At 45.3% G+C, this 19974-nt stretch carries 21 protein-coding genes and 4 tRNA genes; 9 read left to right on the top strand and 16 right to left on the bottom strand.

Going from position 1 to position 19974, the window contains the following annotated elements:
• Positions 1 to 72: 72 nt before the first annotated feature.
• The 4 genes from WCT25_02920 to WCT25_02935 all read right to left on the bottom strand — a co-directional run bounded on the left by WCT25_02920 (position 73) and on the right by WCT25_02935 (position 3261).
• A complete protein-coding gene (locus tag WCT25_02920; protein MFA6536361.1) occupies positions 73 to 1875 on the bottom strand; it encodes an ABC transporter ATP-binding protein in 1803 nt (600 codons plus the stop codon).
• Positions 1876 to 1979: 104 nt separating this feature from the next.
• Positions 1980 to 2681, bottom strand: a complete 702-nt coding sequence (locus tag WCT25_02925) for an RsmE family RNA methyltransferase (GenBank protein ID MFA6536362.1) — start codon at positions 2679 to 2681, stop codon at positions 1980 to 1982.
• Positions 2682 to 2852: 171 nt separating this feature from the next.
• Positions 2853 to 3020 carry a hypothetical protein gene (locus WCT25_02930; GenBank protein MFA6536363.1) on the bottom strand — a complete coding sequence of 56 codons (168 nt, stop codon included), beginning with the start codon at positions 3018 to 3020 and terminating at the stop codon, positions 2853 to 2855.
• Between the two features lie 7 nt (positions 3021 to 3027).
• Positions 3028 to 3261, bottom strand: a complete 234-nt coding sequence (locus tag WCT25_02935; GenBank protein MFA6536364.1) for a hypothetical protein — start codon at positions 3259 to 3261, stop codon at positions 3028 to 3030.
• Between the two features lie 134 nt (positions 3262 to 3395).
• Between WCT25_02935 and clpP the strand changes: the two genes are divergently transcribed.
• The 3 genes from clpP (at position 3396) to WCT25_02950 (ending at position 6501) form a co-directional block, all read left to right on the top strand.
• Positions 3396 to 3989 (top strand): ATP-dependent Clp endopeptidase proteolytic subunit ClpP, encoded by a 594-nt coding sequence (clpP, locus tag WCT25_02940; GenBank protein MFA6536365.1) that lies wholly within the window; start codon positions 3396 to 3398, stop codon positions 3987 to 3989.
• Positions 3990 to 4282: 293 nt separating this feature from the next.
• Entirely contained in the window at positions 4283 to 5812 is a 1530-nt protein-coding gene (gene rny / locus WCT25_02945) for a ribonuclease Y (protein ID MFA6536366.1), read from the top strand.
• Between the two features lie 416 nt (positions 5813 to 6228).
• The gene (locus WCT25_02950; protein MFA6536367.1) at positions 6229 to 6501 is read left to right on the top strand and encodes an HU family DNA-binding protein; all 273 of its coding nucleotides are present in this window, start codon (positions 6229 to 6231) and stop codon (positions 6499 to 6501) included.
• Positions 6502 to 6725: 224 nt separating this feature from the next.
• Here the strand turns inward: WCT25_02950 and WCT25_02955 are convergent, their stop codons facing one another.
• The 6 genes from WCT25_02955 to WCT25_02980 form a co-directional block, all read right to left on the bottom strand.
• Entirely contained in the window at positions 6726 to 6986 is a 261-nt protein-coding gene (locus WCT25_02955) for a hypothetical protein (protein MFA6536368.1), read from the bottom strand.
• Between the two features lie 14 nt (positions 6987 to 7000).
• Positions 7001 to 7336 carry a hypothetical protein gene (locus WCT25_02960; GenBank protein ID MFA6536369.1) on the bottom strand — a complete coding sequence of 112 codons (336 nt, stop codon included), beginning with the start codon at positions 7334 to 7336 and terminating at the stop codon, positions 7001 to 7003.
• 916 nt (positions 7337 to 8252) lie between these two features.
• Positions 8253 to 8405, bottom strand: coding sequence for a hypothetical protein (locus WCT25_02965; GenBank protein MFA6536370.1), 153 nt, complete (start codon positions 8403 to 8405; stop codon positions 8253 to 8255).
• Between the two features lie 1519 nt (positions 8406 to 9924).
• Positions 9925 to 10671: a helix-turn-helix domain-containing protein gene (locus WCT25_02970; GenBank protein ID MFA6536371.1), complete on the bottom strand. Its 747-nt coding sequence runs from the start codon at positions 10669 to 10671 to the stop codon at positions 9925 to 9927.
• A 63-nt stretch (positions 10672 to 10734) separates the two neighbouring features.
• On the bottom strand, positions 10735 to 11784 hold the full coding sequence (locus WCT25_02975) for a DnaJ domain-containing protein (protein ID MFA6536372.1): 1050 nt from the start codon (positions 11782 to 11784) through the stop codon (positions 10735 to 10737).
• Between the two features lie 5 nt (positions 11785 to 11789).
• A tRNA-Gly gene (locus tag WCT25_02980) sits at positions 11790 to 11863 on the bottom strand.
• 90 nt (positions 11864 to 11953) lie between these two features.
• Here WCT25_02980 and WCT25_02985 point away from each other — a divergent pair.
• A complete protein-coding gene (locus WCT25_02985) occupies positions 11954 to 13144 on the top strand; it encodes a serine protease (GenBank protein ID MFA6536373.1) in 1191 nt (396 codons plus the stop codon).
• Here WCT25_02985 and WCT25_02990 read toward each other — a convergent pair.
• Entirely contained in the window at positions 13134 to 13418 is a 285-nt protein-coding gene (locus tag WCT25_02990; GenBank protein ID MFA6536374.1) for an RNHCP domain-containing protein, read from the bottom strand. The two genes, WCT25_02985 and WCT25_02990, sit on opposite strands and share 11 nt — an antisense overlap.
• Before the next feature lie 69 nt (positions 13419 to 13487).
• Here WCT25_02990 and WCT25_02995 point away from each other — a divergent pair.
• Positions 13488 to 13558 (top strand) — tRNA-Pro (locus WCT25_02995).
• Between the two features lie 296 nt (positions 13559 to 13854).
• Positions 13855 to 14232, top strand: a complete 378-nt coding sequence (locus WCT25_03000) for a hypothetical protein (GenBank protein ID MFA6536375.1) — start codon at positions 13855 to 13857, stop codon at positions 14230 to 14232.
• A 272-nt stretch (positions 14233 to 14504) separates the two neighbouring features.
• Here WCT25_03000 and WCT25_03005 read toward each other — a convergent pair whose 3' ends face one another.
• Positions 14505 to 14936, bottom strand: a complete 432-nt coding sequence (locus tag WCT25_03005; protein ID MFA6536376.1) for a YraN family protein — start codon at positions 14934 to 14936, stop codon at positions 14505 to 14507.
• Between the two features lie 462 nt (positions 14937 to 15398).
• Complete coding sequence (locus WCT25_03010; GenBank protein MFA6536377.1) at positions 15399 to 15635, bottom strand: hypothetical protein; 237 nt, start codon at positions 15633 to 15635, stop codon at positions 15399 to 15401.
• A 118-nt stretch (positions 15636 to 15753) separates the two neighbouring features.
• Between WCT25_03010 and WCT25_03015 the strand changes: the two genes are divergently transcribed.
• Both WCT25_03015 and WCT25_03020 read left to right on the top strand, forming a co-directional pair.
• Positions 15754 to 15824: transfer RNA gene (locus WCT25_03015), tRNA-Gly, on the top strand.
• A 75-nt stretch (positions 15825 to 15899) separates the two neighbouring features.
• On the top strand, positions 15900 to 16088 hold the full coding sequence (locus WCT25_03020; GenBank protein ID MFA6536378.1) for a hypothetical protein: 189 nt from the start codon (positions 15900 to 15902) through the stop codon (positions 16086 to 16088).
• A 66-nt stretch (positions 16089 to 16154) separates the two neighbouring features.
• Here WCT25_03020 and WCT25_03025 read toward each other — a convergent pair whose 3' ends face one another.
• The 3 genes from WCT25_03025 to WCT25_03035 all read right to left on the bottom strand — a co-directional run bounded on the left by WCT25_03025 (position 16155) and on the right by WCT25_03035 (position 17513).
• A complete protein-coding gene (locus tag WCT25_03025; GenBank protein ID MFA6536379.1) occupies positions 16155 to 16532 on the bottom strand; it encodes a hypothetical protein in 378 nt (125 codons plus the stop codon).
• Positions 16533 to 16759: 227 nt separating this feature from the next.
• Positions 16760 to 16831: transfer RNA gene (locus WCT25_03030), tRNA-Arg, on the bottom strand.
• 7 nt (positions 16832 to 16838) lie between these two features.
• A complete protein-coding gene (locus WCT25_03035; protein MFA6536380.1) occupies positions 16839 to 17513 on the bottom strand; it encodes a helix-turn-helix domain-containing protein in 675 nt (224 codons plus the stop codon).
• An 80-nt stretch (positions 17514 to 17593) separates the two neighbouring features.
• Between WCT25_03035 and WCT25_03040 the strand changes: the two genes are divergently transcribed.
• Positions 17594 to 19108: an HD domain-containing protein gene (locus WCT25_03040; GenBank protein ID MFA6536381.1), complete on the top strand. Its 1515-nt coding sequence runs from the start codon at positions 17594 to 17596 to the stop codon at positions 19106 to 19108.
• Positions 19109 to 19974: the final 866 nt, after the last annotated feature.

The following is a 19974-nucleotide window of genomic DNA, read 5'->3' on the forward strand; positions in this document are numbered from 1 at the left end:
CTACATCACTATTAGAATTAAGTCAAATTTAAAAACCGCCCCGAGTTGCCAAGGGGCGGTTTGTGTTTTGATTTAAGCCAGAATCACCTGATTCTGGACAAGACGCCGGTAGAAGTCGTTGGTGGCCAGAAGTTCCGCGTGGGAACCTTGACCGACCAAGCAACCGTCATCGAAGACCAGGATTTCATCAGCATCGCGCACTGTCGCCAGACGATGAGCAATGATGATGGTGGTTTTGCCGACCGAAGCCTCGCGAATACTCTCGCGAATTTTAGCTTCGTTTTCGGTATCCAAACTCGAAGTAGCTTCGTCGAAGATCAGGATGCGTGGGTTTTTGATGAGTGCCCGAGCAATCCCGATCCTCTGTCTTTGACCACCAGATAGCTTGAGTCCCCGCTCACCAATAATTGTCTCAAAGCCTTGTTCGAGCCGACCGGAGAACTCTGAAACCCGAGACAGTTTGGCAACCTGCTCAAGTTCTGCCTCAGTCACTTTATCAGCCGAGCCGTTGAGTCCGAAGGTGATGTTGTACTTTACTGTCCCATCAAAGAGTGCGACTTCTTGGGGCACCAGGCCGATGTTTCGACGCAGTTCCCGAAAGTCGAGCATCCTGATATCAACACCATCGACAAGGACATGACCTTCTTGCGGATCGTAGGCCCGAAGCATTAAGCCAACCAGAGTCGACTTGCCTGCTCCGGACTTGCCGACAAACGCATAGCGCCTGCCCTCTTTGAGAACGAAGGATACTTCCTTGAGTGCTGGAATCTCGGTCGGTTCATTTTTCTCTTCATCACCTTCGCCATCGAGGTCATCCTCGGTAGTTCTGGGTCGATAGGAAAAGTTCACCTTGCGAAATTCAATCTGACCTCTGAGAGGCGCAATCGGCACCGGCTTCGCCGGCGATACGATATCCGGCTCATAATCCAGAAACCGCAAATATTTGATAAGCGGTGGCAGACTCTTGGCCAAACTCCTTTGAATGTGACCGATGTTGGTGAGCACGCCAAGCGCCGAGCCAATCCACATGAGCGCAGCGACAAAGTCGCCCGCCGTGATTTTACCTTGGTAAACCAAGTAGCCACAGAGACTGGCACACGCCACTTGCGCCAAGGAGATAAACCACTGGCCGGTCTGAGACCAGCCAGCATAAGAAAGCCAGACCGGCCGGCCGGAATTGCTCTGCCTGACATTCTCCTCATCAATCTCTTGACGCGCTCTTTCTTCTTGCGCGTTGGCGCAAATCACATCAACATTCGCCACCATCTCACCTTGCTTCTTCGCAGCTTGGTTGCCGAGAGTATCGAGCACGCGCAACTTGGGCACAAACATCAGATTGTACTTGATTGTGTAGATCGTAAACCCAACACAAGCAAGCGCGACAGCCACACCAACCAAAGGAATCCTGATGAGCAAAAAACCAATCGGCAAAATGATGGACAGGAGCACCGGAATCACATCGTAGATTGCTACATCCACTACTCCGGAAATTGCCGCTTCACCCTTGCTCATCACACTCCTTTTGATCATCGAGTGACCAAGATGATGTTGACCAAGCGAAATGCTAAAAAACTTTTTCATCGAAATTCGCGACAAGTGCCGCTGCATTTCGTAGTCCAAGTTTTTTATTTCATAACGCTGGCGCAAGTAGCCAATGCTCGGCCTGATTGTCCCGATAATCCCCCAGGTCGCAAAGAGAGCAATCGCGAGCTCAGCATTGTGAGTCGAGACCGCAGTCACCACGGAACCAAGGATGAGTGGGGAGACAGCCGAAGCCAGTTGGTTCGCAAAGATAAATCCAAGCGCGCCAATCAAGTACCAATGAAAAGGCCGGCAAAGTTGCCAGGCCCGTTTCAACATATTCAATTTTTTCATTTCAAGGTCCTTTCGCAGAATTTTCAGAATTCAGATTTAAGATTTTCTACTACATATAATAACATACTAAATGCTAGTATGTCAAACCAACAAAATTTGGAATTTTACTTGCCTAGAAGTAAGAGAGTCGACACCGCAACAGCGGCCGTTTCGGCACGCAAGGTTTGTGAACCAAGAGAATAAATTTTTACGCCGGCAGTTTTAAACATTTCAATTTCGTTCGGTGTGAAGCCACCTTCGGGACCGATAAAGAAGTTAGTAGTGGGTAGTGAGTAGTTTGTAGTTGAAGAAAAAGAAGAGCCGGAAGAGTCGAAAGCAAATGCGGGTTGTGGAACAGACTTAAGAGCGTTGGTAAGTGAAATCGGTTCCGAGACGGTTGGTAAGATTGCTCGCCCGGATTGTTCACAGGCCTCTTTAATAATTTTTTGCGCGCGTTCCAAATTAAAACCCTTAACCTCGGAACGCTCGGAAATAATCGGCTGAAAATGTGAAACACCGATTTCCGTGCATTTCTCGATTAACCACTCCAGCTTATCTTTCTTGATCAAGGAAAAGAGCAGGGTGACATTGGTCTTAGGACAATTAACATTTAACTTAGAGGAAATAAGCTTTAGATTGGCCACTTTTCGGTCCAGTGAAACAATTTCGGCCAAATATTCTTGTCCGGAATTATCAAACAAATTTACCCTTTCTCCTATGTGAAACCTCAAGACTTTAAGCCATTGGTGCACCAAAACAGCATCGGCGACAACCGCCTCGTTTTTACCAGCTAGTTTTTCCTCGACAAAAAAATTGTGAATCTTCATACAGGTTTAGAAGTTGATAAGTTTTGAAGTTTAGAAGTTAAGAGGTTTAGAAGCCTGCCTGCCGGCAGGCAGGTTTGAAGCTGACAGATTCAATTGTATTCAAAAGTCAAAAAAAGAAAAGCTCGACACCTAGATGTCGAGCTTTGGAAAAACCTGAACTTATGTGTCCTATCAGGACACCGCCGAAGCCAAGCTAAACACTGCGAGCGCGGCAAGAAAGAACCAGAGCACCAGCAGGTGCTTTTTTTCTCGACATTCACTCTCCGCTTTTTCTTCCGACGACAGGCAATCAGGCTGCATCAATTTCTGTACATGTGGAAACAGTGGTGAAGAATGCATATTATCCTTATCGGCAGTCATGAAACCAGATGACAACAAGAACAAAAAACGCCACAACTGCCAGAACGCATTGAATGCCCCAGAGTATCCAGATACTTAGCCCGGCCAAAACCAAGTTCTGCCAAAAGCCTTCAGGGACAAAAAATGACTTGGCCAAGAGATAAATCCAGGCTGGTATCAAGGCCACAAGTGTGACTAACAGGCTCAAAAGACACCGGCAGAGGAAGCTTAGGAAGCTCATAGTTTATGAATGTTTTTTCGGTCTCTTTTAATAGACTACCACATCCACCCCTTGTGTCAAGTTAGACTTTCTGGTATGCTTTCTCTGTCCAGATCCCAAACTTTTAAACTTATCAACTTTTAACTTCCAAACTTATGTCTTATCTAATCCCAACCGTAATCGAAAAAACTTCTTTCGGCGAACGCGCTTACGATATTTACTCGCGCCTTTTGAAAGAAAATATTATTTTCCTTGGCGGCCCGATTGATGACAACTCGGCCAACATTGTCATTGCCCAAATGCTCTTCCTCCAATCCGAGGATCCGAAAAAAGATATCTGGCTTTATATCAACTCACCGGGTGGCTCGGTTTCTGCGACACTCGCCATGGTCGACACCATGAACCACATCAAAAATGATGTCGCCACTGTCTGTATCGGTATCGCCGCTTCTGGCGGAGCCGTTCTGCTTTCGGCCGGCAAAAAAGGTAAGCGCTTTGCCCTACCGAATTCTGAAGTCATGATTCACCAGCCTTGGGGCGGCGCCGAGGGCCGAGCTTCCGATATTGAAATTACCGCCAAGCACATTTTGAAAACTCGAGAGCGACTAAATAAAATTCTCGCCAAGAACACCGGCCAGCCTATCAGCCAGGTTGAAAAAGATGTCGACCGCGACTTCTTTATGACCGCCGAGGAAGCCAAAAAATATGGCGTCATTGATGAAATTCTAAAAACCAAAAACTCGGCCTAGGCCGAGTTTTTGGTTTATTTTGTGTGTTCGCACTGCTTGCCTCCATTTGTGTGCCCTATTCGTAAGGGTTCTTAACGCCTTTACAAAAGAGTCCCCATTCTGTAATATGAGGACGTTAATATTATTGTAATTTGATTCGATTTTGACTTCTTTTTTAGAAACGCCAAAGATGAAACTAGCCTTGCTTAGCCTGAAACTAAATACACCGCCAAGTCTCATTCCTTAATTTAAGGCCCACTCGGGTTTTTGTGGTTTGCTAAATAAAAGAACGGCAAAATCGGGTCCCCCGAAATATGTCGTTAAAAATTGTATTGCTTATAGTCGGAGCAGCAAGCCTAATCGGTCTCGGTCTTGGCTATTATCTGCGCGTCATTGTCGCCCTCGGTAAGAAGGGTTCGATTGAATTGCAAATCAAGCAGATGATGCTTGAAGCCAAAGAGCAGGCCAAACTGGTAGTCGTTGATGCCGAGAACAAAGCTTTGGAAACCATGCAGGGTATCCGGCAAGAAATCAAAGAGAAAGAGGAGAAAACTAAAAAGACCGAGGACCGCTTAATTGAAAAGGAGCGCTTTTTGGATAAACGCCAAGTTGATATCGACAAGGAAGTCGAGTCGCTTAAAACCAAGGTCGTAGAAATAAAAGAAATTCGAGAGAAAGCCGACAAACTGGAAGCCCAGAAGCAATCCGAGTTACAGAAGATCTCCAAACTTTCAGAAGAAGAAGCCAAAGAAGAACTTTTCCGAACTTTGGAAAAGAAAACTGAAGAAGACTTCTCAGTGCGTTTGAAGAAACTGGAAATGACCGGCCAAGAAAAATTGGAGGCCAAGGCCAAAGAAATTATTACCACCGCCATTCACCGTCTGGGCAACAATGTCACTTCCGATGTCTTCACCACCATGGTGGTAATTCCGAATGATGAAATCAAAGGTAAGGTCATCGGCAAGGAGGGCCGAAACATCAAAGCCTTTGAGCGAGCAACTGGTGTTGAGGTTATCGTTGATGACACCCCGGGTGCCATTACCCTATCGTCATTTGATCCAGTCCGTAGGCAAGTGGCTCGTGTCGCCTTGGAAAACTTGATCCTCGACGGCCGAATCCAGCCAGCCAAAATCGAGAAGGTGGTTAAGGATGCCGAACTGGAAATTAAAAAAATTATTAAAGATAAAGGCGAGCAAGCCGCTTACGAAGCCGGGGTTTTCAATTTGGACCCGAGGATTATCGCCATCTTGGGCCGACTCTACTTCCGAACCAGCTACGGCCAGAATGTTTTGCAACACTCGGTTGAAATGACCCACATTGCCGGCATGATTGCTGAAGAATTGGGCGCCAATGTGGCCGTCGCTAAAGCCGGGGCCTTACTTCACGACATCGGTAAAGCCGTCGACCACGAAGTCCAGGGTACTCATGTCGAAATCGGCCGAAGAATTCTCCAAAAATTTGGCGCTTCCGAGGAAATTGTGAAAGCCATGCAGGCTCACCATGAGGAATACCCTTATGAAACTCCGGAATCAATCATTGTACAGGTGGCTGATGCCATTTCCGGTTCTCGTCCGGGCGCCAGACGCGACAGTGTCGAGAATTACCTGAAGCGTTTGCAGGATTTGGAGGCTATCGCCAACTCATTTAAGGGTATCGAGAAATCTTACGCCCTTCAGGCCGGCCGAGAAATCCGAATTTTCGTCTTCCCGGAACAAGTCACTGACTTAGAAGCCAAGAATATGGCCAGGGACATCGCGGTCCGCATCGAAAATGAGCTTAAATATCCAGGTGAAATCAAGGTGACGGTGATTAGGGAGAACCGAGCCATAGAATTCGCCCGGTAGTAGATTCAGGAATCTAGATTCACGACTCTAGAACAAGGCCGGCACAAGCGAAAGCTTGTGCCGGCCTTGTTCTAGTCCTAATTTTGGCCCTATACATATACTTATACCTGCCTGCCGGCAGATAAGCCTATTTGTTAGGGTTCTTACACTGTCTTTACATTCGCATGCCCTATTTGTAAGGGTTCTTAACCTTGCCTTGCAACAAAAAGTGGGGGGTATATAATATTCAAGAGGCAAAAACCCTTATTTTGGCTAGCGAGAAGCGCCGCGAAAACTTCTTAGTTTTCATGGCGTTCGAGCGAAGACAAACTATAGGTCCGATACCGCAAGATTTTACCCTTGGACCTATATTTTCTAACGAGAATCCGGGTTTGGAGAACAAATCGGTCGACTTTACAAACCTAAATTAAAACAACATGAACAAACAAAGTATTGTTGAAGCAGTCCATGGCGTACTTGGCGGAACCAAAGTTCAGGCCGAGCAAGCTGTTGATGTTATGCTCAGTACCATTGTTGGTGCTCTGAAAAAAGGTGAGGAAGTTTCAATCGCCGGTTTGGGCATCTTTTCTGTAAAGACCCGCGCCGCCCGCCAAGCTCGAAATCCTCGAACTGGTGAAGCAATCAGTGTTCCAGCCATGAAAGTACCGAAATTCCGCGCAGCAAAGGCACTGAAAGACGCCGTCAAGTAGATTCAAGAATCTGGATTCAAGATTCGAGAATAACTACCAAAAAGCTTTCCTTCGAAAGAAAACTAAAAAACACCCTCTCGGGTGTTTTTTAGTTTCAAATCAATGAATCCGCCACCTAAGTGGTAGACTCAACAAATTGGGCGATATCGAAATCGCCCGTCGCGACAATTCTGTTGCCAAGCAGTCGCTCTGCTCCGCGCGCCGAAGCCGCAGTTTTAGGTACTCTACCAGGGAATATCAGGGTGAGAATCGCCCGGTTGGAATCGGCTGCAAGGATATTCGATCTCCTTTTCAACCTCCGCCACCACCGAGTTCAACTCCTCAACCGTCACATCGCCCTGCACTACGAAAGCTCGCGTCCCTCCGGTCACTCCGCTCGCCACTGTCACCTTGAATCCCAACTTAGGGAATCGGCGACAGACGGCGCGTAAGATATCCGGAGCGCACTCCTTGTCGTAGATCGAGAACACCGCTCCATCTGCCATATTTTTCGAAATATCTAAGCCCGAGATCGGATCCGAGCCAGAACGTACGCGGCGTCGGCCTCGGACGAAATCTGCCGGCGAAACTGAAGGCCGTAGACTTCAAAGCCGTGAGCCGTCGAACGGAACTGACCAGCCAGTTTGGCCAGACAAATCGCCAAGGCACACTTCTCGATCGTGTTCGCAGACCGGCCGGCTCGCATCCGAAGCAAAGCCTCCGGCTTTTCCAACTTAACCCGGGCTGATTCGAGACCGCCAGCAATCCTGTCGAAACATTCGAAGACCGAGTCGTTGTTAAAACCTGGACACACTCTAAGCGTGCCACGCTCGGCCTGGCGTTTCAGATTTTTCATATTTTTTAAAGAACCAGTTTTTCTGTTTCGTCCTTCACCCCAACTTCAAACGAAGGCGGAGGGACTCATCAGTGCAGATTCAATCCGCAGACAGCGACCGACCACCGCCACCCGAGTCTCTCGGTGTGGAATGTGGTCGGCCGGAAGAGTGGTTTGCCGTCAGCACGAGCCAGGGTGCTCAACTATGCTGCATCTTAGCAGTTACCGTCACGGGTCAATCCCGTCGACATCCGGTTGCAGCCGGTTTCCATTTGATTGTCCCTTGGTCAAAACGCCAAGGGTACGCGGTTCCAGGTAATCGAGTCTGCAAACCCTATCCTGCTCCGTGATCAAATGCGACGCGTGCCTTTGCACGTTGGTCGGCGCTCGGATGTCTCTCCCACATCTGCGCAAACAATGCTCGAATTGTCCAAGCACTCTTTGCGCAGATGATTTGATTTTGAAGAACTTTCACTCTGTGGACTCATAAACAATTTTATGAGTCCAATAAAGTGCTCGAGTTAGGTAACTGGTTCTCGAGCTAAGCGTATTGCAAAAAGCAATATTTCCAATCTACCACTTGGCAGACTACGCTCTTTGTCTTCTTAAAAATACCCTGCTACTACCGGTAGCGCGGCTACCTTTTTTCTCAGGTGGTAGGCCGTACGGAGCGCTTTACTCCGCTAGCACCAAGTCTGCTCTTGGGGGCTCACCACTTTTAAGGAAAAGCGGGGACAAAACTTTAAATCAAGAGAAGTCTAATCACCTCCAACTTTTAAGAACTACTTCCCCTGCGAATCCACTATCGCCAAATAATGGACTCGATAAGAGGGGGGATTTGTAATCCCCCAGTGACAACTACTCGGCTCCGTCAGGGATGATGTTGACGTGCTTTCGTCCTTCCAACCGATACTCGACCGCGAGCACTTCCGCATCACTACTGACTAAGCTCGCGACGGATTATTTTTTTACCTTCGCGACGACGGAGACTTTTGGTTTCTTTTTTGATCTCCTCCGTTGTAGACCAGTGGCACATATTGGAATGCCCACGTTTGCCACCGCTACCACCTTCGACTTTCTTATCACTCATATTTCTTTCCTCCAGTTTTGGTTTTCACGTTTGCGGTTGTAACCTTTGGCTCCTTTTGGGGGGCCTTGGGTTTTCCCGACAAAGACTGTGAGCTTTCTCACCTTCTTCATCGTCGTTACCTGCTGTTTTTGGTTATTCATAGCAATTTGCCTCCGAAAATCAGACGCAAATTGCTATGAATAATTTTTAAAAGAACTTTCTGTTTCGCTCTCTTGACCAATCACTCTAGTGATTTAGGCCGAGCTCATCAGTCGGAACAATATTCCGAGACAGAGCATCGAGTCCAAACTCGATGGTTTTTACTTTAGGTTTTCTCCTAAGCGCAAGCGCTAACGATGCGCACGTTTGTCTCCTTCTGTTGCCGGGCGAGACTCGTTTCCCCGGTGAAGCTTCTTAGGCTCTAACCATGCTGCCGGCAGAAGTGGGACTGGTCTACGAGCTAGTTACCTTTTGAGGCAACGTACTCGCTCCAGCTAACCACACTTCCGTCCGGCAGGACCACGTAGGTCATGCTTTCTCCTTGATTCAAAACTTGGATTTGTGAAGCCACTCACTTTCGGCAATCCTTGCCAGCGATTTATCCAGTGGATTTCTGGATTCAATCGCGCGCCGATCAAAGTTCGACGCGTCCCGCTTCCAACGGGCACTACTTTTATGCCTGTCCAAACTGTACCCTACCCCTTTGGGCGGGCCTCGGAATGACCACAGCAAGCACTTCTCCTCCCATCACTGGGATTAGTCATCAAAGAAATGGCCTAGCCAATCAATGTGAACAATCTTCGGAGTATGAAGATAAATCGGGACTTAGTTGTCCCGTTGCCGGCACCTTGCGTAAATTATCTGGGCAAGGTGCTCGCAACGGGACGACTCTGTTTTAAACTCAACGAACTGTTATGTGCACAGTATACTCAGATTTAATATTTTGTCAAGCAATTTTGACATTTCATATTTTTAAAATCTAAAAAACCCTTGTTTTAAGGGTTTTTTAGAGAGTATGATGTTAATTGAGGCAAACAGTTTTAAGATATTTTTGACTAATTTTTTTATAATTTTTTAATTAAATTTTTCTGTCAAAACGCAAAAACATTAAAATATGGCTTAAAATCGTCAAATATCCTAATATATGGCTTTAGATATGGGCTTTGAACAGCCAAATCTGTTAAAATGTCAAAATCGCTTGACATTTGATTTCGAACCTGCTATACTCTCCGTTGGAGTGGCAGAACCAAATGGTTCTTTAAAACAACGCCACGTACCGAACTTTCCAAAAAGGAGGTGCTTATGAGCGACTAAGCGACATTGTCGTTACCCCTCTCCGGGCCATAAGCGTCGGAGAGGGGTACACGGCCAATTCGCTGTGTCGTTGCCTCTGAAGCGGAAAGAGAAAGATCAAAAAATGCGGGACTAACGAAATAAAAGCTACAGGAAGATCGTCCTGTACACCCAATTAGGGTAAGAGATCATGTTGTGGTTGGCGTCCAACCACTACCTCGGGGCCCAGTCGCATTGCGACTGGGCCCTATTTTTTTATATTATCAAAAGCTAAATTGAAAAGACTTTTTAATGTCTCAGCAAAATCTTTGCTCCTAATAAAAATTGACGATAGCGGCTTTCCTAAAATACTAACTATTACTTTATCTTCATAGATGCTGATATCGCATAAAATTGGATACTTCTTACCGTCGATTTTAACGCGGTCCCCTGTATTGTCAGAATTAACTTCACCTTTTTCATAGGTATAAAGTACTTTCGATTTAATATTTTTATTTATTCTGACACTCCTAAACTTTTGTCTTTCCTCCTGAGTAAAAATCTGATCAAGCAAATCTCTTGGATAAATCAAATAAGTAACACCGGCTTGGCCCGCGTCGGCAAAAAACTCCTCATTGGAACTAATAATCCCCTCTCGTCCCTCAAAATACTTCACAACTGGCCGAGCGCCAGTCTCCCGTTGGACCGTTTTAATCTGGGGAATAATATCTTTGAGACGCTTGGCCTGCTCTTCAAGAATAATTTTTCGTCGTTCGACAAAAGTTTCCAGCCTCTCCGGCGGTTCAGCTTGATAGTGCGTCTTTTTGCCAACAGTTGTCTCGCTTACTAAACCTTTTTTCTCAAGTGAATCCAAAACCACATAGACAGTCGTGCGATTAATCTTGGTCTTAGCCGCCAAATCAATCACCGAAGCGTTATCGCTTTGCATCAGGGCCAAATAGATTGAAGCCTCTTTTTCATTCAAACCGATATCTTGGAGATATTTCTCTAACATAAAAATATTATATCACGCCAGCATTAAAATTCAGTTTTTGCCAAAGGATGAGACATGAAGCTTTTAGGCCTGGTAACTTTTGACTTCGCTCTCAAGCCTTAAAAACTCCTGACTAGGTACCCAACCGGCCTCTTGCCAGTTACTGACAAAACGCCGTGACAGCGGTATACCATCAATTCTTCGAACAGATCGCGTGGTTTCCTCCAAAAATTCATTGGTTAACTTTAAATTCAAAACGTAAGTCAAATCAACACCGGCCGCTTTCCACGCCTCAACAAAATCTAAAAAATGTTCCGCATTCCCATCGGCCCCGCGTATCTTTACCTTATAGGTCAAAGCTATATGCTCAAGGGCTGCTCTGGCTTCAGGGGTATTCACCACATAACTCAAATCAACACCGGCTTTTTTCCAAGAATCAATAAATAACAATAATCTCTCAGGGTTGTCTTCACCTTGAATTTTTATTTTTACATTCACTGCTACATCTTTCAGACGTTTTAAGACCGGCTCAAGTGTGACTAATTTATCCAAATTTATACCGAGCTTCTTCCATTCACCGATATAAGCCAGACACTTATCGGAATTGTCATCATCACTAACCTCAATCATTGTTACGAAATCGCTGACTATAAGATCTTCAGCTTCATAGGTATTAATTAGTTCAGTAACTTGCTTCCATTGCCAACCTTGCGACTGAGCTTCCAACCAAAACTCTCTGAACTGTTTAGGGGATCGAATTGCGCGGAAAAAATCACTCTGAAAATCTTCACGCCTAATCTCATCCGCCGAAACAAAGCCCTCAACGGGACTACCGGCCACAGATTCATCTGTAGAACTTGGGCCTTTTTGCTCGGTCCGATTTCCGCTACCAGCCTTAATATTTTGAAAGGCTAAATTTATATTTTGAGTAATTTCATGGGCTCGCGGATGTTTACTTACATCCGGGTGAAATTCCTGCACTAATTCATTCCGTGCTTCCTTAATTTGAGACATCTCCGCATCCGGAGCTACACCAAGAACCTCATAAGGGTCACTGCTAAATAACTTCTGCTCGTCCAAAGTTTCCGAGGCAATCGGTTCAATTTCTGGATTTGTCGGCATTTCTGCTGTCATAAATTTGGTGCGGGTACCGAGAATCGAACTCGGGTCTACACATTGGAAGTGTGTCATTCTACCACTAAACCATACCCGCAATGGGGCTATCCTAGCAAAAAAATGCTCAAACTGAAAGTTAAATTTACTTTTAAATGGCCGGGTTTTATCGTTTTGCTATAATAGCCGAATGTTCGATTTCTGGCAGAGTTTAAGCTTAAAAATCGCCTCGTTCTTAATGCCTTTTTTGATTGCAACGGGTTTGATCAAGGCCCCAGATCTTTCTGTTCTGCCAACCCTACCACCACAAAATTTAATCACAGTTTCAGCTTCAACGACCGCTCCCGACCTCTGGGACAAACCGTCAGCTTCTGATCTGTCGGAAAAATCTGATTCTAAGTCGGCCAAGCCAGTCGAAAAAATCGCCACGAAGCCAACTGAACCGGTAGTTGAAGCTATTCCTCCAACAATCGACACGATCACGCCCACCAAGCCAGCCGAACCCAAATTTACTTTTCGGGAACTCGACACCAAAGCTCGTGAAGCGGTAATAAATATTTTTTGCACCACCAAAAGTAGCGGTACTTTTGAACCAATCTCCGGAACCGGCGTGATTGTAAATTCGGATGGCTTGGTTCTAAGCGTGGCTCACATCGGCCAGTATTTTCTGTTGAAGGATTTTGAGGTAAAAGATTTTATCACCTGCGTAGGCCGAACAGGGTCTCCGGCCAGGCATCGCTACTATTTAGAGCCGATTTACATTTCCGAGACTTGGGTTAGGGATAATGTCCAAGATATAACTGAGACCAATCCGACCGGCACAGGGAGAGATGACTTCGCAATATTCAAAATCACCGGCACAGCCAATGAATCAAAACCTTTACCGACCAGTTTCCCATATTTCGAGCCCGTCGAAATAAATACCGAGCCGAAAGTCGGTCAAGATGTCCTAGTTGTCGGCTATCCGGCCGGACTGGTCGCTGAAATTGAAACTGTCCTTAATTTACCTTTTGTTTCATCAATCGTCCCAATCGGGGATATCTACACTTTTGATAAAGGCAGTAATGACTTAATCGCCTTGGGCGGAAGTATTGTTGCCCAAAAGGGTTCTTCCGGCGGAGCCGCCATCAGTCAAGACGGCAAAGTTCTGGGTATTGTCGTGACTAGTACTCTTAATGGCGACACCAGTGAACACAATCTGATGGCAATCACAATTTCTCATATCAGAGAGAGCTTGAAACGGCAGACTGGTAAAGATTTGGAGACCGTCTTGGCACCGGGAAAAACCGAAAGCGCAGTTTTGTCCAATCAGTTTGAGCTAAGTACCAAAAATACTTTGCGCGATTTGCTAATCAACCAAATCAACTCACCTAAATTTTGAGCAAAGTCTCGAAATCATCTCCTGGCAAGATTTTATTTTTTCTTTCAAAACCGCAACGCACGCATTGTTGCACCACGGCATACTCACCACCCTTCTTAATTACCGAAGTCGGCTTCATCAGACCACCACAAACTTCGGCTCGATCCCCGGGATTTACATCCACGTGTTTGCTGTACAGACATTTCGGGCAATGATTCGTAAAACCATCACCCTCCACGTGAGCGCCACAATTTTCACAAACAAAATCTTCAGTTGTCCTAGTAAATTTTTTCATTATTTCAAAATAATAGCAAAACCAATCTTGTCGTGCTAGGATATTAGGGTTTAGAAAAAGAAAATATATCGGGGCGTGGTGTAACGGTAGCATACTTGCTTTGGGAGCAAGCAGTTCGAGTTCAAATCTCGGCGCCCCGACAAATTGTAGAGTTGTTTTAGGGGCGCGAGCCCGTCTGGAGAGACGGGCGAGAGAGATTTGAAGCCTCGTTGAGTATAAATTTGAGTCTGTCCTCAGAGGAAAAATTTATCCAACGAGGGTACTGATCCTGTAAGGATCAAAACTCTCGGCGCCCCGACAAAACAAAGAGCCAAACTAACAGCTTGACAGACGGGCAGTATTATGCTAAGATACTAGGCAGACAGTCCGTGCCCATTTTAGGGCCAAAAACATCAACAAAATCCCCATTTTTTGGGGAAAGAAAGGGAATCAGACTATGAAACTCATGTCCTTTTTCGCACATCTCTTCGCTGGCATCTTCGGTGCCCGTCCGCAGGAAAGCGTCATCCCGGTCTCGCGGCATCAGTTCGCGCCCTCCCTGCCCGCCGCGGTCAAGCCGACCGCTCCGGTGGTCGTCATCGAGGCCCCCAAGACGGCGTCGAGTGGTGGCATGCTCGCCGTCGAAGTGGAGACCCCTCTCCCCGTTCGCCTCCGCGAGGCAAGGGTGACCAAGTGGAAACACTTCGAACCCGCCAAGGCGCAATTCCGCTCGAGCAGTGGGCAACTGCTGACTGCGGAAATCATTGAGGTCGCCGGCACGCTGGTTCGGCTCCGCCGCGGTCACGGCGGGACCTTCTTCCGGAGTCTGGCCTAACCAGGCTAAACTCCTCACAACGCCCGCGCACAAGTGTGCCGGGCGTTTTTATTTTGGCTAGTGAGAAGCGCGTGGACAATTCCGATTGTACACAGCGCCCGAGCAAAAACAAACTATAGGCCAAATACCCCGGGACCTTGTCCAAAAGGCCTATATATTCGTGTGCCCTATTCGTAAGGGTTCTTAACCGCTTTTTAATTCAAAATTTTAAAGGACATCTCGCTTTAAAATGTCCTTTAGAGCCACCTGCTCAATGAAACACCCTTCCCTACCTAACTAAGTATAATATCCTCTAAATGCTTAATTTTGGCCCTTTTATCGCCAAGATTAACCTGCACCGTGATAACATCAAACTGCCATTTCTGATAATCCGAAAAATTCTTCTCCAGAAGATAGGATTGAATGGTTCTGGACAATCTCTTCAACTTCCAAGGATGCACATTATCTTCAGCCCGATAACTACCTGAATTATCTGCCAAGTTTTCACGTGGAACTTTTCCCATGTCGCTTTCCGAGTTTTCACGTGAAACAGTCTTAACTTCAACAAAGTGAGTAATCTCCCCTTTTTCAGCCACAATATCTATTTCTCCCCATTTTTTCCAATAATTCCTGGCCAAAATCAAAAAGTCCTTCTTGATCAAAAAGTTACAGGCAATTCCCTCACCAAGATTTCCTATCTGTTTCTTACTAATTCGGCCAAACATTCAGCAATTATAACCTATGTTACACGTGGAACACAGGAATAGTTTAATAGCAAAATGGCTAATAACAGAAGAACTGCTGAGCCTAGGGAATTTAAAAGATTTCACATGAAACATCCAATATCCCCTAAAAACGTTTCTTAAGAAACGTTTTTAGGGGATATTGTCATAAATCATGAGAAGTCTGGTAGATTTAGAGCAATTTAACAAGTTGTCTATATTTAGAGCCATTTTTTAGGCAGAGTGGACAGGAAAGAGTGTCTTTTAGCTTTTGTCCTTAATCAACACTGTGCACAGAGTTATCCCCAGGTAGTGTCAGAAAACCCTTATTCCTGCGTGTTTTTGGTTAAATAATTGTCCCAAAATCTTTACAAATTAAAATGTCCTTTTGGAATGGTGTTTCATGGGAAACTTATACCCTTGAGCAGTAAAAAACGACCTTTCGGTCGTTTGAATTGGTTTTGCTTACTTCCGTGCTCGGGAAAGTGGGAGTTTAAACCGGAAGCGTCTGGTATTGCAGGGCGCAGCCTTGAACTTCCTCGGCTTGGAGTCACCGAGGCAGGCTTGATCGATTTTATTCACCGCTTCCGTATGACTAATCTTCACAGTCGGGTCGGGAAACATTCCAGAGAAAGCTTCGACAATTTCGGCAGGGTAATCCTGTCTGAAAATATCAACAAAGAACGAAACGGGTTGTTTCATAAGTGCCTTTCTGTTGCTTTCTTAATGATAGGGCAGTCGGGGAGTCTGCGCAAGGCTTAAATTTTTTAATCAGGATTTGATAAAAATAGATTTTAGTTTATACTGTGTCAGTAATTTAGCGGGCATGGTTTAGTGGTAGAACGTTACCTTGCCAAGGTAGAAATTCGGGTTCGATTCCCGGTGCCCGCACAGATACAAAAACTGACCAGAAGTCAGTTTTTTGTATTTTATATATATGCTAGGATGAACAAGGAAAGGCTCAACATGAACAAAAAAGCGCAGGAGGGCATTTTGCCGACAGAAAGACCGTGGAAAAGCATCGGCTTCAGAAAGAGGTGGCCCCTGAGAGGCTCCGACTACGACGAAACCGCCATAAGAAAAATCCAAGAAATCGATCTGGCGCTTCAGTTGGGAAAAGAAGAAGACCACTTACTAGTACCCTCCACAGTTTAAACCTTGAGCAACACTTGTAAAAACGGATGAAGTTTCATCCGTTTTTAAATACCAATGTGGCCAGGCTTATATCTTAGTCTCCGGTGGCCACTTCCACTTTTTTGCCGAGTAACAGGTCTTCCAAATTACCGACTTAACGGCCTCAAATAACTCATTTTGTTCGTGATCTCTTTCATCAACAAGCTGAATCAGTCTTGAGACCGCCGAGCGAGACAAATCATACGGGTCAGCACCAAAAGCCGAGTCTTCCGGACTCTTGACCTCTTTTAAAGTTTCGGCCACCAAGTCACCAAGGACGACGCGGAACTTACCCTTTAACTCATCCGAGACATTGGAGATTTCAATAATTTCGTTTGCTTCAGCTTCGAGTCTCGGCATTTCCAAATGAAACATGCCGATTTCGGTCTCTAATAAATTTTCTGCTGATTCTTGTGGGTTTTTCATATAATTGTGCCTTTATTGTACGCCATTCGAACCTGTTTTCAAAACAGAAACATGCAAAGAACAGTCTGCAGTGGAGATTTTTTGGCTTTGCTGTGGTCAGGAATAATTTGTTTGCCGTCGCAAACAAATTTTCCCGACCCGGACTCGCGGCCTCGCCTGCTGGCTCGGCAACGCTCCGCCTCGCACAAGTCCGAAAAAATCTCCCGCAGGGGAGATTTTTTGGCTTGTGCGCTCAGTAGGACTCGAACCTACAACAAGTGATCCGAAGTCACTTATGATATCCATTTCACCATGAGCGCATAAACATCAAACTTGTTTATAATACTCTATTAACAGTTTTTGCCAAGCGAACATTTTTACCAGAATGGCCCGGCTGTATATCGAAAATCTCATACATCCTTTGTAAGTTGGGTTTTTCTTTATCTTGTGAGGAGTAAATTTGTAAACTGTTTTCTCAAATTTTGATTCATCAACGCCTAAGGATTTCGCCCACCAATTCTCACAATTTTCCCTTGCATACGGCTTATGAATATACAATCGCCAGCCAGTCCCAAATCCTTCCAGATCAAGATATTTTCTAACCCACTTGAGCATAACTTTGTGCATTTCCACATCAGAATTAACAAAGTAAAAATAACCGCCCTGTTTTGCACCTTCGGCCCAATACAGCAAGACCCCGGCCACAAACAATGGGTCTTTGATGTACTTTGCAAATTCTCTTTTGGCAATTTTTTGAATCTCCTCCTCTCTTTTTAGTCTTTTAGTACGGTTAGTAAAAGCGGCTTTGAGCCTAGCGCCATCCTTTCGCTCCTCAGTCATTCTATTCAGATAACTGAGCTCTTTTGGGGTCAAAGTAAGATGATTCAGCCAGCGGGAAACTGAGCTTTTCGCCACCGGCACAAGTTGCAAAATTTCCTTATAACTGTGGCCGAGCTTTCTAAGCCTAATTACTTCAGCCTTCTCTTCTAACCTAGATTTCATGCCATATATTATATATTGAAGGTTCGGAAGGCACAACCAGAAAGTTAGCGAAAAGAGAAAAGCTTTTGTAGAATAGGGAAGTGAAAGCCAAAACTAGCGACCACGAACTTAGTATCCCGAAAGAAATCAGCACTGTTGCAGAAACCCTGAAAAAAGGCGGTTTTGAAGCCTATCTCGTGGGCGGTTGTGTGCGTGATTTACTTTTGAATCTCAAACCAAAGGATTGGGATGTCGCCACCAGTGCCAAGCCGGAAGAAATTATTAAACTTTTTACCAAAACTTTTTATGAAAATAATTTCGGCACTGTCGGGGTGGTAAATGAAACCGCTACTGACGAAACTTTGAAGGTTGTCGAGGTGACGCCTTTTCGACTGGAAGGGGAGTACAGTGACTTCCGACGACCGGACAAAATTGAGTGGGGAAAATCTTTATCGGATGATTTGAAGCGACGCGATTTTACAATTAATGCTCTGGCGCTAGAAATTGAAAAATTTGGTGCCGAAGAAGATAGCTACAAAGGCAAGTTGACCGACCTTTACGACGGACAAAAAGATTTGACCGGAAAAATCATCAGAGCTGTGGGTGATCCGCACGAGAGATTTGGCGAGGATGCCTTGCGAATGCTTCGCACCGTCCGCATTTCCGCCGAGTTAGGATTTAAAATCGAAAATGAGACAAAAAAGGCTATTCAGAGCCACGCCAGCTTGCTCGAAAAAATCGCCAAGGAGAGAATTCAAACTGAATTTTCCCGAATCATTATGTCCAAAGAACCAATGAAAGGCCTGCTTTTGGCTCAAGAACTGGGACTACTTAAGTTTGTAGCGCCGGAATTTGAGGTGATGTTTGGCGTCGAGCAAAACAAGTCACATATTTATGATGTTTGGGAGCATTCTTTGAGAGCTCTGCAACATGCCGCTGATAAAAATTACAGTTTAGAGATTAGACTGACTGCTTTGCTCCATGATATTGGCAAGCCGGAGAGCCGAAGATTCTCTAAAGAATCAAATGACTACACTTTTTACGGCCACGAAGTTATCGGTGCCAGAATTGCCGTTAAATTTTTGAATAATTTAAAATTTCCGAAAAAGCTCATTGACCAAGTTCGAGCACTGGTGCGTTGGCACATGTTTTTTTCCGATACCGAACAAATTACGCTCTCCGCAGTTCGCCGAATGATTAGGAATGTCGGACAAGAAAATATTTGGCACCTGATGGACGTGAGAATCTGTGACCGTATTGGGATGGGCCGACCAAAAGAGGATCCTTACCGACTTCGCAAGTACCACGCCATGATCGATGAGGCTTTGCGAGCCCCGATTTCCGTTGGAATGCTCAAAATCAGTGGCGCCAAGGTTATGGAGCTCACCGGCGAAGCGCCGGGACCGAAAATTGGCTTTATCCTGCACGCTTTGCTTAGCGAGGCTTTGGAAAACCCCGACCTGAATAGTTCCAACCATCTCGAAAAAAGGGCTAAGGAGTTGGCTTTATTGAACATTAAGGAACTTGAGAAACTTGGAGAAGCTGGAAAGTTGAAAAAGGAGGATGAGGAGGAGAAAGAGATTAAAAAATTGAGAGGGAAGCATAAGGTGAGATAACTAGTTTGTAGTTAGTAGTTGGTAGTGAGTAGTTAGGGAACACAAGAAGAAGAAAAGGCCCGCGCATCCGATGCGCGGGCCTTTAATCACCTAACAAACAAAAACCGCCACTCAAGCGATGCTTTGTGGCGGTTGAAAGAGAGCTCCAGAACTACGTATGCAGATTGTGACGCAATACCTAGAAAGACAAAATTTAAAGTGATTGCAAGTTTTGCGTACTACTTTGTTCTGCTCCGCTAGCCCAGAAAATCCTTTCGGGAGCTGGCCAGCTCACTAACTGATATGTGTCCTTACCGACACTGAACAAAAAGAACTAAAAATTATTACGAGCAATTGTGGAGAAGTTTGTTTGAGGCAAAACTTTTAGCTCGTTTCTGTCCTTAAGTATAATCGATATAAAAGACATGTAAAGGACAAACTGTGGATAAACTCCCGTTCGCTCATATTTTAAAAAACACGCATATTTGTCTGCTGACAAATTGCTATGCTCAATCCGTCGATTTCCGCAATGTTTTTTAAAATACGGCTTCACTCCAATGGAAAAGAAACTAGAGAGAAGAGCCTGGTCGATATTTCAGACGCTGGCGATAAAGGACACATGTTCATAACTTTCTTGTAATGTCCTTTATGAGGAGTATCATTAACATCAGAAAGATGTTGGATCAGTTTCAACTTTAACCAGTGGAGGTTTCATGAGTGAAATTCACAAAGCCCGGAAGTCTTATTGGAGCAAGAAAATTCTTCGCCAAATCCGGCGACACGGTGGCCTCACGAGTTGGTGGCACTGGATTCAAATCAGGTTCGCCTGATTCACATCGGCCAGCGTTTCACGCTGGCCTTTTAGATTTCTTAAATTAAAAAACCCA

Source organism: Candidatus Paceibacterota bacterium, assembly GCA_041666545.1.
GTDB lineage: Bacteria > Patescibacteriota > Minisyncoccia > Phycocordibacterales > JBAYGS01 > JBAYGS01.